This window comes from Actinoallomurus soli (genome assembly GCF_024055715.1).
Taxonomy (GTDB): Bacteria; Actinomycetota; Actinomycetes; order Streptosporangiales; family Streptosporangiaceae; genus Actinoallomurus; species Actinoallomurus soli.
Map to the genome: position 1 here is coordinate 222,004 of NZ_JAMXMV010000011.1, position 16,862 is coordinate 238,865.

Consider the following 16,862-nt stretch of genomic DNA (forward strand, 5'->3'; position numbering starts at 1 on the left):
TCAGGACGTCACCGATCCACGATGGGGCGGCGTCAGGGCGGCGAGCGACTGCGGATCGACGATCAGGTCGCGCGGCCGGAACATCGCATCGGCCCATTCGTACAGGTCGGCCGCCTCGGTCAGCAGCACCGCCTCCGGCACCGCGTGCGCGGGATCGTCGCCGAGCCCCGCGGAGCGCCACGCCGTGAGGACCTCGTACAGCGCGGTTCCCCTGGTCATCGCCGCGCGGAGGAACAGGGCACGGTCCTCGGGTCCGAAGCCCAGGTGCGCGTAGACCCGGAACGTCCACTCCAGACGGTCGAGCGGCCTGCGGTGAACTTCATAGCCACGTGCGATCTGCTCGTCACGCCAGTCGCCGGACCGCGGACGGGATCGGGGCACGCGCTCGTCCCACAGTGAGGCGAGTTCCCTCTCCCATCTCGACACCGCCTGGTTGAACGCGGTCAGATGCTCGTCCAGCGACCACGACGCGTCGTCGCCGAGCAGACGTTCCAACTCGGCGGCCGGGCTCCGCCCGAGCCCGGGGGCGAAGCTTCGCGCGGCGTCGTCGGCCGGCGTGTGCTGGGCGATGGTCGTGTACAGACGGTGGTTGGCCCGGCGGACGACGTCGGGCAGGCGTGGATCCCGGCCGAGCGCCCGGGAGAAATTCTGCTCATAGACTCGGCGACCGCTGATCCAGCGTTGCCCCTCGTAGAAGTCCGGCCCGTAGCGGGAAGGCGCGCCGGCCGGACGGACATCGCCGGCGGCGGCCGCCACGTGCCGTACCTCGGGAGCGCGCGTCGCCCGGGGCGCCACCGTCCACGACGGCCACCCCGGCGGCGCGACGGGCCGCGTCCGGCCGGCCGCGGGAGACGGCGCCTGCGCGGCGAGCGTCCGTGCGTCGCCCCGGTCGCCGGGGAACAGACGCGCGACGAGGTCCGGAACGGAGTCGCCGAGGACCTCGTGGACGAGCCGGTCCAGGTCGGGGTACCGGCGCAGCGTCCCGCGCTCGGGGCTGGGGCCCGCCAGTTCGGTCTCCAGACGGCGCGCGACGCTCTGCGGGGCCTCACCGCGCGTCTCCCGCAGGACGTGGGCGGCGCGGCGCGCGTAGGTGAGCTCCTCCATCGCGTGGGCGTGCTCGACGAGGTCGCCGGTCTGGTCCCGGATCACGGAGTCGACGCTCCGCAGGGGCTCGGGCCGTCTCAGCAGGACGCCGGTGTGTTCGACGCCCGTGATGGCCGCGACGGCCCGGCCGACCGGGTGCTGGGTCTCGTAGTCGAAATGCGAGGTCGACGGGGCTTTGGCGAACTCCGCCTCGACGGCCGCATGCACGTCTTCCACCGTGCCGGTCAGGAACACGTTGCGGGAGTCGGCCGGGTCCACCCCGATCACCGTCAGCCACTCCCCCGGGCTGAGCGGTCCGCGTCCGAGCGCCGTGTCGATGACGACCCAGCCGGGCCGTCCATCGGCGTCGCGCGCCCACACGACCGGGGCGACGTGACGCAGCCACTCGACGAGCGTCGGTTCGAGAGAGCCCGGCATGTTGCCCTCGAGCACGCCCAGCTCCGGCGCCGCCCGCCCCGCGACGATCTTGCCTACCGGCGCGCCCCACTGCAGGAGCCGCAACGCCGTCAGGTGGGCCCGCAGGACACAGCCGTCGTAGTGATACGCGGCGGGGAGGCGGACGGCACCGAGTTCGTGGTGGTCGAAGCTCAGCTCGGTCAGCAGTTCGTACCAGCGGCCGACCTGCGCGTACGACACCGGTTCCGGGCGGGCCCCGTCGAACAGACCATCCCCGGAGGTCGGCAGCACCTCGCTCCAGCGGTGCGCCGGATCGGTGCCGTACTGCCGCTCCCACAGGGCGTTCACACGCTCGACGAGCGGCACCCCGTACTCGTTCTCGTACGCCTCCTCGACGGCCCAGAACCGGCGCGGGTCCCCCTCCAGGAGGCGTAGGCGGGCGAACACCTTCTCCACGTCGTCGCCCCGTACGAGAGCGTCGTGCAGGTCACGCGTGAACGGCAGGACACCCGGTGACGCCGTGGCCGGCTCTCCCGGAGCGACGGAGATCGGACCGGGCGGCGGGGTCTCCGTGGTCGCCTCTCGCTCCAGGCCGAGGTGCCGCCGGACGTCCACGGCGAGAGCCGCCGAGGCCCGCTGCCCGGCGACGGCGGCGTTCACCGCCTCGGCCAGCGGCCTGCCGGTCTGCGCCTGGAAGGCGGCGTCCAGCGTCTCCGCCGTACGGCCGTCGGCCAGCGAAGCGCGGAACCGCAACTGCCGCAGCACTTCGGCGTGGTCCACCGGCACCGCCGCCAGCAGTACGGCGAGCCGGCCGGCGTACTCCTCCTCGGGAGGGGACGTCACCGACTGCTGCCCGCCGTTCCCTCCGCCCCGGAGCCGGGGCAGCGGCCGGCCCATCATCAGGTCGGCGATCCCCTCGGCCCGGACCCTCAGCGAACGCGGCACCACCGGCCCGCGCCAGTTCCTCGGCAGCATCTCGTGCCAGTGGGCCACCTCCTCCGCGGACACCACACGCGTCCACTGCGGCCTGCCGTCCAGGATCCTGTTCACCTCGGACACCAGCTCCGGATCCCAGCCGAGGCCGTCACCCGGCACGACCTCGCCCTGACTCGAAGCCGCATCGGCCGCCTCCACGACCTCGATGACGTCCTCTTCCGCCGCGCTCGGCCGGGTGGTGGTGACGGGCCGCACCAGGGCGCCGGCCTCCGACGTGAGGGCGCCCTCGACCGCGGGCAGGTCGAGTCGACCCAGGTATTGGTCTCTGGTGAAACTGTCGATCAGCGTCAACTCGTCACCGAGTTTCCTGAAGATCTCAACACCGACGACGTACTTGGGCCTGACACCTTTCCAGAAGACCACCTCCTGCTGGCCCCAAAGGGAGCTGACATTCAAGGTGGCGACCATGTCGATACCGCCGGGAGCGTTCACCGAGTATCGATAGATAAGGCCGGATTCGGTATTGAGAAGCGGAACGGCATCGAGTGCACGACTGCGCGTGGTACCGACCAGACCAGACGTGAGAAGCTCATTCTGATAGAGCCGGAGACTCTTCGGCAACGTCCGCCCACGCGGCCGGAAACCCTCCACGAAGATGATCTCGGGCCCCCGAGTATCCCAGCGATACAAGAGTTCGTCGTCTTCGCGATAGACGACCCGCCCGTTCGCACTCGGCCCGCCTCTGGCGACGACGATCGTCGCCGGGTGAGGCCCGTGAACACTGGTTCCGAAGCCGGCCGTCGGCTGCGGCTCATAGGTCGTGATCCGGGGATGCGCGAAGTAGAACTGCTCGAACCACGCCCGATGCTCCTCGGGCGACAAGGGCTCCTCTTCAGGTTCGGAAGAGGAGTCATCGTTCTCAGAATCGGTGGTGGCGTACTCGGCATCGGAGTACACCGGCCGCACCCCCGCGAGGAAGCGACCGTCGGCCTCTTGCACCAGCAACATCGGAGCCGGCCCAGCGGTCCCGAACCGATGAACTCTCCCATTCGGCCCCACCACGGCGATCGGCACACCGAAGGCTCGCGCGACGACCGAAGCGACGATCCTCTGCACCGCTATGCTCCGGTCGCCGCCCTCCAACGCCGCGCGGAAACCATCAACCGATAGGTCCGGCGGCAGATCCTCCGGTATCACCTGCTGCCCGGCCCACTGGTGCAAGGCGTCCGCCGAGCCGAGCGGAAGGGATTCGGGCACCCGGTGGTGGAGCGCGTACACCAGGGCCTCGCCGAATCCCGCTCCCCATAGCCGGTGCAGCTCATACGCGGTGTCCTCGAGATCCGCCGTGCCCGGGCCCGTCCGCTGATAGGAATCAGTGGGGAGGTCCCGCTGCTCCCTGCCGCCCGCTCCGCCCCCGAGCCGGGGCAGCGGCCGGCCCATCATCAGGGCGGCGATCCCCTCGGCCCGGTCCCTCAGCAGACGCGGCACCGGCCCACGCCAGTGCTTCGGCAGCATCCCGTGCCAGTAGGCCACTTCCTCCGCGGACACGACGCGGGTCCACTGCGGCCTGCCATCCAGGATCCTGTTCACCGCGGACACCAGGTCCGGATCCCGGCCGAGGTCGTCACCCGGCACGACCTCGTTCTGGGCCGCCGTCGCATCGGCCGCGTCCACGACCTCGATGACGTCTTCGTCCGCCGCGCTCGGCCGGGTGGTGGTGACGGGCCGCACCGGGGCGCCGGCCTCCGACGTGACGGTGCCCTCGACCCGCGGCTCGACGTGCTCTTCCTCCGGAGCGTCGTGGGAGGCCGGGTCCGGGAAGGTCTGCCGGGGGGTGATGGTGGGGGCGTCGTCGAGGACGATCGTCATGCCCAGAGCCCGGGCGGCGGACGTCAGGGCCTCGATCATCTCCGCCGGCGCCCCGGACCTCACCGGCTCGGTTCTCACCGCCAGTTGGAAACGCTGGACGCGGGTGAGGTCCGCGCCGCGCAGGCCGCCGCTCAGGATGGCCTGGCTCCGTTGTGCGAGCGTCAGGTCGATCTCGGCGCGTTCGAGGTCGGCGAGCGGAACCTGCCGATCCTCGTCGATGAGCGGCGCGGAGGCCGGCAGGTTCTCCTCCGTCAGACCCGCCATGAGCCGGCCGTAGAGGGGTTTCGTGGCATCGCCCTGCTCGCCCGGGGTCTCGCCGAGGCGGGCCGGGAGGGACGGGTCGTCGTTCAGCGCGCGGGCCAGCGCCTCACCGAGCGGTTCCGAAGCGCGGGGAGCGACCGGCACCTCGACCAGCGCCGTCAGATCGGTCTGTGCCGCAGGAGCCGCGTCGGCCCTCTCCCCCTGCTCGGTCACGTCCTCGACGCCCTGCGGAGCCGGTTCCATCGCCTGCTCGTCGGGGGATGTCGCCCGCTCGTCGGGGGATGTCGCCCGCTCGTCGGGGGATGTCGCCCGCTCGTCGGGGGACGTGGTCGTCGATCGCAGGGCGGGACGCGCGCTCTCCGGGTACCGGCCGATCGTTCCGTCGGCGTCCCGGGTGAGCAGTTCGACCGGTAGGCCGGTCTGGGCGGTGATCCGGTCCGCCGTCGCGGCGGCCGCCTTCAGGTGGTCGGCGCTGGTCCACAGCCGCAGGGTCCGGCCGCGGAGTGCCGCCATGCCTCCGGCCCGGTCGATGACCTCGGCCGTGGCCTCGGGAGGAAGGGTGCCGCTCTCGGCCCACTGGGCCGGTAGCTCGGCGTCGCCCAGAGGCGGTCGTTCCAGGTCCAGGCCGAGGTCGGTGATCAGCCGCCGGACCACCGTGGCCGGGAGCATGCCGATGAAGCCGTCGGGGGCGTCCAGGACGACGTAGTGCCCGTGCGGGCCGCTGACGTGGAATCGGGCGTCGAAGACGTAGTAGTCGTAGTCGTCGTCGCGTTGCCGGTTGGACTCGACGTAATCGCCGGCCGAGTTCTTGTGCATGCGAGCGGTCCGGTTGCCCTTGCCGGAGGACATTCCGGGGTCGAGCAGAGGCTGGTCGGCGCCCTCCTCCAGCGGCCGGGCGAACGCGTGGCCGAGGTCGAATTCGCCGTCGACGCTCCACCCGCGCTCGGCCTCGTGTTCCCGCGCCGGTTCCTGGGAGTGCTCAGGGAAGTTGAGACCGGTGAAACCGCCCCGGGTCAGCCATCGTCCCCGGGTGGGCACCATCTGCACGGTGAGGTACTCGCGGCCGACCAGCGGGATGCGGTACGTGCCGTTCAGCAGCTTGTCGATGTTGGCGGTGGCGTCGCGTTCGTCCAGGGCGATGTCGCCGGTCACGCCGTCCTGGTGGGCCGGGCCGAACTCCTCGACCGTCGGTGCGACACCGCGCGCCACCGCCGCTCCGTCGATCCGGCGCCAGGGTGTCGCGGCGGCCGGCGCCCAGTCCACCAGGTGCTCGATACCCGGCAGCGCCATGGCGTGCACATGCTCGGCGAGCGAGGTGGCCAGTGTCGTGGGAGCCGGAGGCGGCGTGCGCGTGATCGCCGGCTGTACCGGGACCGACGCCGGCGCCGACGCGGCGGCCGAGGCATGACCCGACGCGGTCGAGGTCGCACCGGCCGGCGCCTCGACCGCCGCGGTCGGGGCCGGCCGCGGGCCGGCCGCGGTCAGGTGGGTGGGCACGAGGAGCGTGGCCCGGCCGCGTACCTCGTCGGTGGCGGCCGCCGGGGTGGTGGCGGGGAACAGGCGCCGCCACATCCGCCGGCTCTCCCCCCGGGAGAGGATGTCCACGAGCGCGGGCACGGCCTTCGCCACCTGCGCGCTCCGCCGGGCGAACTCGCTCGGCGAGTACCGGTGGAACACCTCGACGCGGAACCGCACGCCGTGCCGGAACTCCTGCGAGGTGTCCTTGGCCGTGGCGCGCCGGACGTCGCGCGCGGTGGACTCGACGCCGACCTTCAGCCCGTGTCTGCGCTCGTACTTGACGCTCACGCCACCGGCCGGCCGCAGACCCGCCGGCGCGGTCGCCCACCGGCCGTGGAAGAAGCCGCCGGCGCGCCAGGCATGGCCGCGGCTGCGGTGCTTGCCGATCTGTACGAACGCCTGGCCGCCGGTCGTCACCTTCACGTCGGGCCTGGGCCGCCGGTAGGTGACCGAGTCCTCGATGGCGGTGACGCGGATTCCGGTGTGCAGCGTGCCGCCCGTGCGGGCGGGCATCTTCAGGTAGTCCCAGATACGGCCCTCTCCCCACGTCTGGGCGGGGGTGGTGACGACGCGGTGGATCCCGCCTCGGCGGGCGCCCCCGTACTGGCCGCGGATCGCCTCCTCGTCGAAGGCCGTCTCGATCACGCCGAGCACGTCCGGATCCAGGTCACCGCCGAGCAGGGCCTCGATCGTGTCGACCACGTCGGCCGCGTCGACGCTCTCGACGTGCGCGGCGGCCACGGCCAGATCGTCGTTGACGTAGTGGCGTTCGCCCTGCGTCGACGGCAGGTCCTCCCGGGCCGGCACGGGCAGGCCGTGGTCGGCGGCACGGACGTACGGGACGAGGAGCTCGGCCCCCCGGGCGATCTTCACGTGCCGTTCGACGCGGTAGGAGGCCCGAGTTCCCGGGCCCCGGCGGAAGGCGCGGCTGAGCTTGCGCGCCCCGCTCACGTGGCGCCAGCGCCGGTACTGGATGGTGTAGACGGGATCGGCGCCGAGCTGCTCGCTGTCGCCCGAGTAGGTGCCCAGGTTCAGGTCCAGCGCACCGCCCATGTCGGTCACGCTGCGGCTCGGGAAGGAGACGTCGCCGCCGCCCATGAAACCGCCGGAGATCTGGTTGCCCACCTTCTGGCTGGTCGTCTGGTGGCCTTCGCCCTCGTTGTGGCTCTCCGCAGCGGGCAGGCCGAGCCGCACCACACCGCCCGGGCCGGCGGAGGTGTCGAGGCCGTAACCGGACGCCCTCTCCTCGCCGAACCGCAGATCGGCCTCGGTGTACTGCTCCAGGGTGGCGCCCTTGACCGTCTGCTCATGGCGGACGTTGAACGTCCGCAGCCGGATCCTGATCTCCTGCCGCCAGCCGCCGGCGGTCGAGGGCAGCGGAATCCGCAGGCCACGGCGGCTCAGCAGGCGCCGGGCGTTGGACTCCAGGAACGTGTGCGTGCCGGTGCGCAGGATCCGCTCCGCGGCGCCGTACCTGCGGCCGGACGGCACGAGCGCGGTCAGCACCTGCTTGAACGCGTCGGCCTGGGGCCTGGGCCGGGGCGTCTTGTTGTGCGCGGCCACCAGCTCGGCCATGTGCGCCGAGATCTCGTTGACGCCGGTCAGGTTGACCTGGATGCCGGTCAGGCCCTCCTTGGTGAGGTCGAACTCCTCGCCCCTGTCCTTTCCGAGCGGGGCGGCCAGCCGCTGGAGGCCCTCATCGTCCATCGGCCCGGTCTTCACCGTGACCTCGCCGTACGCCAGGATCTCGTCGGCGGGGAGCGGTTCGGCGGGCAGGTGCGCGTCGGAGACGGTGACGGCGGTCCAGTACTCGTCACCGGACTGCTCCCACACGCGGGCCGCGACCAGGTCTCCGGACCTGCGGCTCGTCGTGACCGCCGAGGTGTACGCGGTCTCGTACTCGAAGCGAGTGACGTTCCCGTTCGTCCGCTCGCGGCGGTACTCCTTGACCCCCGTGCTGTTGCCGATCTTCTGGTGCCGGGAGCGCTCACCCTTCAGTTCGAGCACGTGCAGGTCCAGGCTGAACAGCCGGGCCAGCTTGACCCGGAAGCTGAGCTTGAACCCGGCCCCGATGGAGAAGCCCTTCTTGTCCTCGGTGTCCAGGCCCGCGACGTTCTTCCGCTGGGTGTCCAGGCTGACGTTCACCTCGGCCACCGGGTCCCGGCGCAGCCCTCGCAGTTCGGTGTAGAGCACGGCGGTGAACGTGTATCCGCCGATCGTCACCTCGTGGCCGATGTCGCCGTCGATGCCGTCCTGGAACGTGCCGCGGCCGCCGGGCACCCCGAACTTCATCGCCAGCGCCCGCGCCAGGTGCTGACGAGCGGCGGCGGACATCTTGCCCACGACGCCGGCCTGGCGCATCTGCCGTGCGAGCTCGTCCGCCAGTTCCCGGTAGACCTTCTCGCGGCCCGGCATCTCCCGGACGATGCCCCGGCCCAGGCCGGTACGGGCGGCCAGCCCGAGCGGCTCACGGGGGTGCACCACGTGATGCCAGGTCCGCAGCGGACCGTGGACCTGACCGCGCTCGTCGAGGACGAACCGCCTCTCCCCGGCCTTCTCCCCGCCTTCCTGGTCCTGGACCCGTCTGCCGTCGGCGGTCACGACCTGGATCCGCGGCTCCGCCTTCAGCGCGTCGACGGCCTCGCTCAGGGTCCGGTCCTCACCCGGTTGCTCCAGCCGGCTCCGCAGGGCCTCGGTCACCTGGATCTGCGGGACGCCTCCTGAGGTCAGGAAGTCGGTGACGGCCGTCAGCCCCGCCGCGCGCAGCGGCGACAGCAGATCCTCGTACCACGGCCGCGGCGCCTCGGCCGTCATCGGTTCCCGGGCCGGGTTGGGGACGTACCAGCGCGGCTCCCGCTCGCCCTCGCGCTCGTCCATGAGGAGGGCGCCGACCACCCGGGCGTCCTCGTCCAGCACGTACCGCCACACCGGGCCGCCGGAGGCATGGGAGTCCGTACTCGAGACCAGGAACGCGTGCTCGTCCGTCGACAGCACCCAGGTGATGCCGGGATGCGCGTACAGGGCCCGCCAGCCCTCCTGCGCGTCGAGCCAGTGGGGGACGAGCGCGTCGTGCAGCGCGGGCGGAAGAACGATCTCGATCGGCCCTCGGTCGGCCAGCGCGGCGAGGTCGCCGGCGTCCCGTACGCCGCCATCGAGGAAGGGCTCGGGCGGGCGTCCATCCGTGAACCGCGCCCTCAGCCGCCGCGCGAAGTCGGCCCAGAAGGGCTCCGAACGCCCTGCCGCGAGCTCGTCGGGCGTCCCGCCCGCGACCGTCGTCGGCTCCTGCGGTTCCGGCCCGGCGGGCGTCTCCGACCGGACCGGCGCGCCCTCGTCGAGCGCCTTCGACCCTGCCGGCAGGCCCTCATCGAGCGCCTTCGACCCTGCCGGCAGGCCCTCATCGAGCGCCTTCGACCCGGCGGGCAGGACCTCGTCCAGGCCCTCGTCGAGCGTCTTCGACCCGGCCGGGGCTTCGAGGCCTTCCGGCTTCTCCGGTTCCTCGGGCTTCTCCGCGGGGATGAGGCCGGAGCCGGTGGGCACCCCACCCAGAGCGTGGCGCTCGAAGTCCTTGGCGTGCGCGAGGCCGATCCCCAGCTCGCCGGTGACCGGGAGGGTGAACGGGACATCGCCGTGGTCGGACTTGACCCAGATCGTCACCGCGAACTCGGTCTGGTAGCGGACCAGACGGTCCTTGCGCATGGTTGCGTTCTTGAGCTGGCCTCCGGAGGTCAGGGAGCGCCCGTACTCGCGCGAGGAGCCCAGCTTCGGCAGGTCGATGCTGGGCGTGGCCAGATGGGAGCCGAGCTCGACCCCGAAGGCGACGCCCGGCGTGGCGCTCGCCCCGGTGCTGTGCTTCTGGCCGTCGCCGATCCGCACCGTGTCCGCGATGTCGTTACGGAGCAGGACCTCCTTGTCGGTCGTCGTCACGTAACGCACGGTCTGCGGCCGGCCGCTGAACTCCAGATGTCCCTGGAACGTGGACAGGGCGGACAGCCTCTTGTCGATCAGGCCCGTGACCCAGCTGTCGGTCAGCCACCACTGGCTGCGGTCCTTGAACGTCTTCTCGTTGACGTACTCCTCGGCGACGTCCTGCACGATCTCGTCGACGTCCTTCGCCGGGAGCCCGAGGAAGTCGAGGACGCTGCGCAGGCCGGCCAGCAGCGGCTCCGGCACGATCGCGGTGACCGCGTGATCGAGGCCGTGCAGCACGGCCGGGTCCACGACCCGCACCACCGGGTGCCCGCCGCTCCCGGGCGGCGCCGTGAGGGCGGCTTCGGCGGCGGAGGAGTAGACCGTGGGGAACGCCAGGCGCGCCTCCCCGGGGAGAAGGAGTTCCGGCCGCTCGGCCCGGTCGACGGTGGCCCGCACCCGGATCCGTGCCGCGTACCCGTGTGCGGCGTTGGCGATGACCCGGTTCCCCGACTGGACCTCCATCAGGATGGTCTGCCAGGAACCGGTGCCGCGCTCCGTCCCGACCTTGAACACCGGCGAGACGTGCGACAGCCCCGCCTGCAGCCCCACCGAGAGGAACAGGATCGGCTCGACGGACGCGTTCCTCCCGCTCAGATTCTGCCGCATGACCTCCTCGGCGTACGTCGTGTCGCCGTACTTGCTGAAGTACGTCTGGTAGCCCGGATCGGCCCCCGCGTCCTCCGGCGGCGCGAACTCCGTCTGTTCCACCGAGAAGGACAGCCTGACCCGTGTGCTCTTCTCGACGATCAGCTTGCCGTGAAGCAGCAGCCGCTCCCACCGCACGGGGTCCTTCTCGGCCAGCAGCGCGAGGATCTTCTTGCGGACCGCGCGCGCAACGGACGATGACAGGCCGGCGGTGACGGCGTCGATCCAGCGGGTCACCGACTCGTCGGGGCGGCCGTCCGGCAGCGAGCTGTCCACCACCTCGGCGACCGACGACACGGAGCCGTCGCCGAGCCCGCCCTGCTCCACGTACCACGGGACGATCGGCGCCGCGTCGGAGTCTCGTGCCTCCGTGTCGCCGGTCTCTTCGAGCGCATCCCAGAAGGTCCGGTAAGCGGCGTACACCTCGTCGTTCATCTGCGGCTGGTCGGCGAGTGCGCCGGACCGCGGGGCCTGGTCCTTCAGCGGGATGCGGACCGCCCTACCGCTCTCATCGAGCGGCACCAGGTACATCGCGCCCTTGCCCACCGTCAGCCGGTACGGCCGGGCCTCCGGGTCCAGGGAGGTCAGCGTCTCCAGGAGCGTGTCGTGATTGTCGACCCGGCCGAGCCAGCCGTTGTCCCCCCGCAGGTAGGCGCCGGTCGGCTCGTGAATGAAGTCGTCCCCGAACCTCGTCCAGTCGAAGGGCGACAGCTCCTCGCCGGAGAGCCTGATCACGCCCGTGCGTTCGATCTCGTAGGTGAACGGCGTCGAACGGGACGGATGCGGGCGCTCGTACACCAGAGGGTTCCCGGAAACCGTGCCGACGGCGGGCACCTCGTCCAGGGGCACCTCGGTCAGGTCATCGGGGTCGCCGAAGCGCGGTTCCATGACCGTCAGCCGGCGGCCGATCGGCCACTGCTCCGCCAGCGGGTTCCTGTCGTGGTCCGGGGATCCACCGAGCAGGCCGCCGAACCGGCGGCGCCGCGTCTGCGTGCCGGACGGGCCGGGGGTCGCACGCTGGGCACCCCGGATGGCGACCTGACGCGGCCCCCCGCGGCGATCGTCGAACGAGATCGTGACGTCGTCGCCCGTGGTCTTCGCCGCCACCCGCCCGATCTCGAAGTCCCCGGCGGTGAGGTGGGGCAGCGGGGTACCGGCCTGGCGCCGCCGCAGCTCATCGTCCAGGTGCTCGCGGAAGGTCTCCTCAACGGCCTTCGTGCGTTTCGCCGCGAGACTCCTGCCGCCGGTCGCCGCCCGGGCGTGACCGGTGATGGTGACGGGCGGCAGAGGAAGGCCGTGGTCGGCGTTCCACAGGCCGACCGTGGCCACCATCTCGACCGGAGACTTGAGGTAGCGCGCTTCGAAGCGGTCGGTGCCCTCGTCGAACCTGATGGGCGAAGGCCCGCCGTGGTGCCCGAAGAGCACCACCGCGGTGAGCGGATTGGCCACGGTCGCGGGTCCCGGTTCCAGCAGTCCCGCGCTGAGGTCGTGCATGCTCTCGCCGGGGCGCTGGGAGATCATCCGCATGTACCACTGGCGCTTGGCCGGAATGATCGAGTCGACCGCCTCCAGACCGCGCATGGCGCGCCTGATGTGCTTGTCCAGCTCCGCTTCCGCCGCAGCGCGTTCCGGGGACCCCTCGGCCTGCTCCAGCACCTCCGTCTGGGCCTGCTTCGCCCTGGTCAGCGCCCCCGCCAGGTTCTGGTAACCGCGGAGTTCCGCGAGGCCGTCCGTGCGACCGGCGTTGTTCAGCCGGTCGAGATTCGCGCGCAGATCCTCCGTGATCTGCTGCAACTCGCTCAGCGAGTAGTCCCTCAGGTTCGTCTCGACGGCTTCCCGGCGCGCGGCCTCCCACATCGGTGAGGCCCTTCGCGCGTGATTCTCCAGGGTGATCTGGTGGGTGCCGTCCTCGCTGGCGAGCACGACCATCGCGAAGTGGTAACCGAGGTGTTTGCCGGGCTCGGAGCCCGGTTTGGCGAAGTTGCGGGTCAGGTCCGGCCGTCCGCCTTCGTCCGGCGCGGCGACCAACTGGACCATGTAGCCCTCGCCGACGTCGGCCCACGCCCTCTCGTTGATGCCGAGGAGACGCGCGGCGTAGGACAGGGCACCGCGGCGTGGACTGGGCGTGTCGGACAGGGCCAGCGCACCGCCGTAGCCCTCGCCGGGCAACGGGCCGCCGCCCCCGCCGCTCGGCCGGTCGTCCCGGCGGATCTGGGCCGCCGCCCACTCGGGGTTCACGTCGGTCGGCGGGATCTCCCCGTCGGCCATCCGCGTCAGGGCCTCGGCGAGGTAGTGGGTACCGGTGACCTCGATGGCGTCCGACGCGTTGACCGGGGCGGTGGTCACCGGACCGCCCTTCGGGTCGCCGAACACCAGGTGCGACAAGCGGTGGTCGCCGGCCAGGAACTCGACGAAGGGCCGGGAGCCCTCATCGGGGGACTGCCCGGGACGCGTCCTGAACTCCGGCGTGACGCGGTACAGCCGCCGGCTTCCCCCGTTCTGGGTCGGGACGACGATGGCCACGTCATCCTCGACCTGGAGCCACACGATGTCGTCCCAGCGCGCGTGTTTCGCCCGCGCACGCGCGATGGCCTGGTCCGACGCGAAGATCTGCTGCCCGGAGACGCCGTCCTGGACGGCGAGCGTACGGTCCGCGGAGATCCGCAGCCTCGGCCGATCGGAGCCGGCCGTCTCCACGTAGTCCTGGGTCAGCGTGGTGAAGCCCGGGGCGGCGGACTCCCCTTCCCACGCCTGCGGGGATCGCCGTTCGAGAACGGGATCACCGGGCCGGCGGAACAGCACCCCCGTACCGCGCTCGTCGATGACCTCGTACTCGGTCGTGGTCAGCGGCCTGGCCCGCCGCGCCTCCGTCGGACCGACCACCCCGGACGGGTCCACCGCCGGGCCTCCGGCATCGCCTGAGGACCGCGTGCCCTCCTCCGCGCCGCTCTCCGTGCCGTCGTACAGGTCGAGAACGCTGAGGGCCGGTTCCACGGCGCTCTCCGCGTCGTCGTACAGGTCGAGGATGCTGAGAGCGGATTGCGCGTCGTCCGGTTCGGCCACCGCCCAGACGGCGTCCGCGCCGGCGGGGACCGGGCCGATCGCGAGCCGTTCGATGCCCGTCGTCGGGTCCAGGAGCGAACGGACGTCGTGGCGGACGTACCAGGTGCGGGCTCCCGTCAGGCCGGCGATCCGCCCGGCCAGGGCCGGGGTGACCCTGCCGAACGCCAGGACGATCTCGGCTCCTTCCGGACGCGCCGAGTCCTGCGCGATCATCCAGATGAGCTCTTCGGGGTCCGTCACGCTGAACCGCCCGCGCGGCGTGATCACCGTCCAGCCGGTACCGGTCCCCGCCATGATCGCGTACGGGTTGGACCATGGCGCCCGCAACGTGCCGACCTGACCGGCGGCGTCCGACACGGCGTAGGAGGAGAGGTCGAGCCGCTGGTTGCCCGTGCCCGTCCAGTTCCGCGCGATGGCACCGCCCTGGTCGTCCGTCAGCAGCGTCTCGGGAGCCAGCGCGGTGGCCGCCAGGCGCTCCGGGTCCAGAGCGCGCTGGACTCCGCCGCCGCGGCCCCTCGTCCCCCCGAAAATCCACTCCGCGGGGGCGGCAGCGGTGTCGGCGGCCGACGACCCGGATGCCTCGCCCGGCCGCTCGGCCAGCGGCGCGCGGCCAGGCGCGCCGCCCCGCAGCCTGGGCTTCTCACCGAAGGCGATGTAATGCGCGGCGAAACCGGCCAGCCCCCGGGCGGAACTCTTGGAAATGCCTTCCGGGAGTTCACGGAGCGCCTGTTCGATCTCTCCTCGGTCGACCCGGCCACCGAGCCACGCGCCGCCCATGCGGGCCAGCAGGGAGTTGACCTCGGTCTCGAGGTAATCGGAGATCCCGGTGTCCGCTCCTTCGCCCCGACTCGACGGTCCGGTGGCCGGGGGGTCGCCCAGTTGCCGGTGGAGGTTCGCGGTCAGGCCTTCGAGCTGGGCCGCCGCGCGCCGCATCGTGTCGAGCCGGGCCTGCGCGCGGCGGTGCGCCGGCACGTCCGCGTGGCCGTTCGCCGCGTGGGCGTCACGGAAGCGGTCGACCATCGCCTGCGCTTCGGCGTCGATCTCGGACCTGACGTCCGGATCGAGACGCTCACGGAGTTCCTGATAGTCGGTTCCCGCACGCTCGACCCGCCGTTCCAGGGACCCGCGGATCAGCTGGAACTGGCGGGCCGACCGGTCCGCGGGCGTCGGCGGAGCCGGGTGGAGCTGCTCCCAGGAGATCTCCGGCGCGTCCTCGTCCGTGCTCTCGGCGCCCATGAAGTGGCCCGGGGTGCGGATGAAGTTGACCCGCGCGGCGCCCGCCGGCCCGAGCTGGGTGACGTACCGGTCCTGGATGAGCGTGAGGGGCAGGCCGAGCTCGTTGGCCGCCAGGTGGGCGACGAGGTCGCCCACCTCGTTGCGCCAGCTGTCCATGCGGCGGATCTGGTCGACGAGCGCACGGCCCCAGTCCGCGAAGGAGATGCCGTCTCCCGACTCGTGGAAGAAGCCGGCGTACCGCGAGAGCAGGCCCTGGCCCGCGACCGCAAGGTCGGCCGCCAGCCGGTCCGCCAGCCAGTTCCGTACGACCTGCACGGCCTCGCGGCTGCCGGGCCGGGTGTTCCTCAGGCCGGGTATCACCCGGGCGAGGTACGGACCGGCGATGGCGATGAGGCTCTGGTAGAAGCAGTTGTCGTCGGCCGCGACGTCGATCGGCCGCAGGCGACGCGCGCTGAGCGCCGCGTCCAGCCGCTCCTGGTCGAACGCCACCGCCTCGGCCTCGAGCGCCCGCGCGGCCGCTCGCTCGACCTCGTTCCCGCCGACGGCTCGGGAGCCCGACCGGTCGGCGACCGGAACCGTTCGCGTCGTCCGGAGGACCGGATCGACCGTGCCGGCCCCGAGGCCGGGTTCGCTCCGGCCGATCCCGGAGGCCGGCTCCGTCCCGCCGGTCCCGGTCGCTCGCTGCTTCCCCATGGCACGGGTGGCCGGCTCCGACCGGCCGCTGCCGGCGACGACGCTCGTCGTGCCGGAGGCCGGGATCGTCCCGCCGGTTCCGGCGACCGGATCCGTCGTGCCGGTTCCGAGAACCGGATTCGTGCCGGTTCCGAGGACCGGCGTCCGGGTGTCCGCACCGGTCGCGGCTCGCTGGGCGGCGGCCAGCTCGGCGAGTCGGTCGCCGATCTCCGCCACCTCCTCCGGAGTCCAGGCGCGCTCGCCGGGTCCGCCGCGGGCGGCGGTCCGCAGCGACTCGACGATCCGGGCGGCGTCCTCCTCGTTCCACTCGGCCTCGTGGACCCGCTCGGACAGCTCCAGGAGCCCGCCGAGCGGATCGTCCTCGTTCTGCCGCCGCCGGCGCGTCTCCGTCTCCTGCCGCCAGAACGCGTGGACGGCCGCCGCGTCGTGCAGCAGCCCCGGCAGGGCGGGGTTCAGTTCGGCCAGGCGATCCCGGCGGGCCCTGATCTCGGCGTTGAACGCCTGCTCGAACGTCTGCTGACGGACGGGGGCGGTCAGGTAGATCCGGCCCATGTCACTGCGGTCCAGCCCGTACACGTCCGCCTCGGCCCGCTGGGCGGACGACAGCATCCCGTGGGTCTCGGCCACGGCGGCGCTGAAGAAGTGGGTCCGCGAGGTGACCGGCGAGAAGATCCGCGTCGCGCGGGTCCCCCAGTCCGGGCGCGTGAGGACCGGGTCGAAGGCGTACATGCCGCCGTTCGGGTCGATCCAGGTCTGATGCACCGAGCCGTCGGCGCGGATGATGTCCACGCGGACGTGCGCGGCGAGCGCGTAGGCGGTGTCGCGCCCGACGTAGACCGGGTGCAGGCCCAGGTCCGCGACCTCCGATGGGAGCCCCGCGGGCCGCCCCGTGGGGTTGTCCGGCCGCTGGGCGTGCAGCGCGTTGACGGTCTTGATGACCTCGGTGGTGGCCTGCTGGATGGAGTCGACCGAACCGGTGAGCCGCGTGGCCCTTTCGACCTGCTCCTCGTAGCGGGCGAGTGCGGCGGGCTTCTCGACGGTCGGGTCGGTCTGCCGGATGTGGGCCAGGTCGGCGGTCATCGTCCGCACCGCCCAGCGCAGCATCGCCTCGTGCGTCTGTGCGGCCAGGGCGAGCGCGTCCGCGGTGAGGACGACCGGGCGTCCGCCGCCGA

The 16,862-nt window shown here is 72.3% G+C and carries 1 protein-coding gene (running past one end of the window); it reads right to left on the reverse strand.

Features of this window, described 5'->3' with window-relative positions:
* On the reverse strand, window positions 1–16,862 hold the end of the coding sequence (locus tag NDW01_RS26420) for a protein-glutamine glutaminase family protein (protein WP_252825018.1). Its footprint extends 46,984 nt past the window's final position; only the last 16,862 of its 63,846 coding nucleotides appear in the window; the start codon falls outside the window, past its right edge; its stop codon occupies window positions 1–3.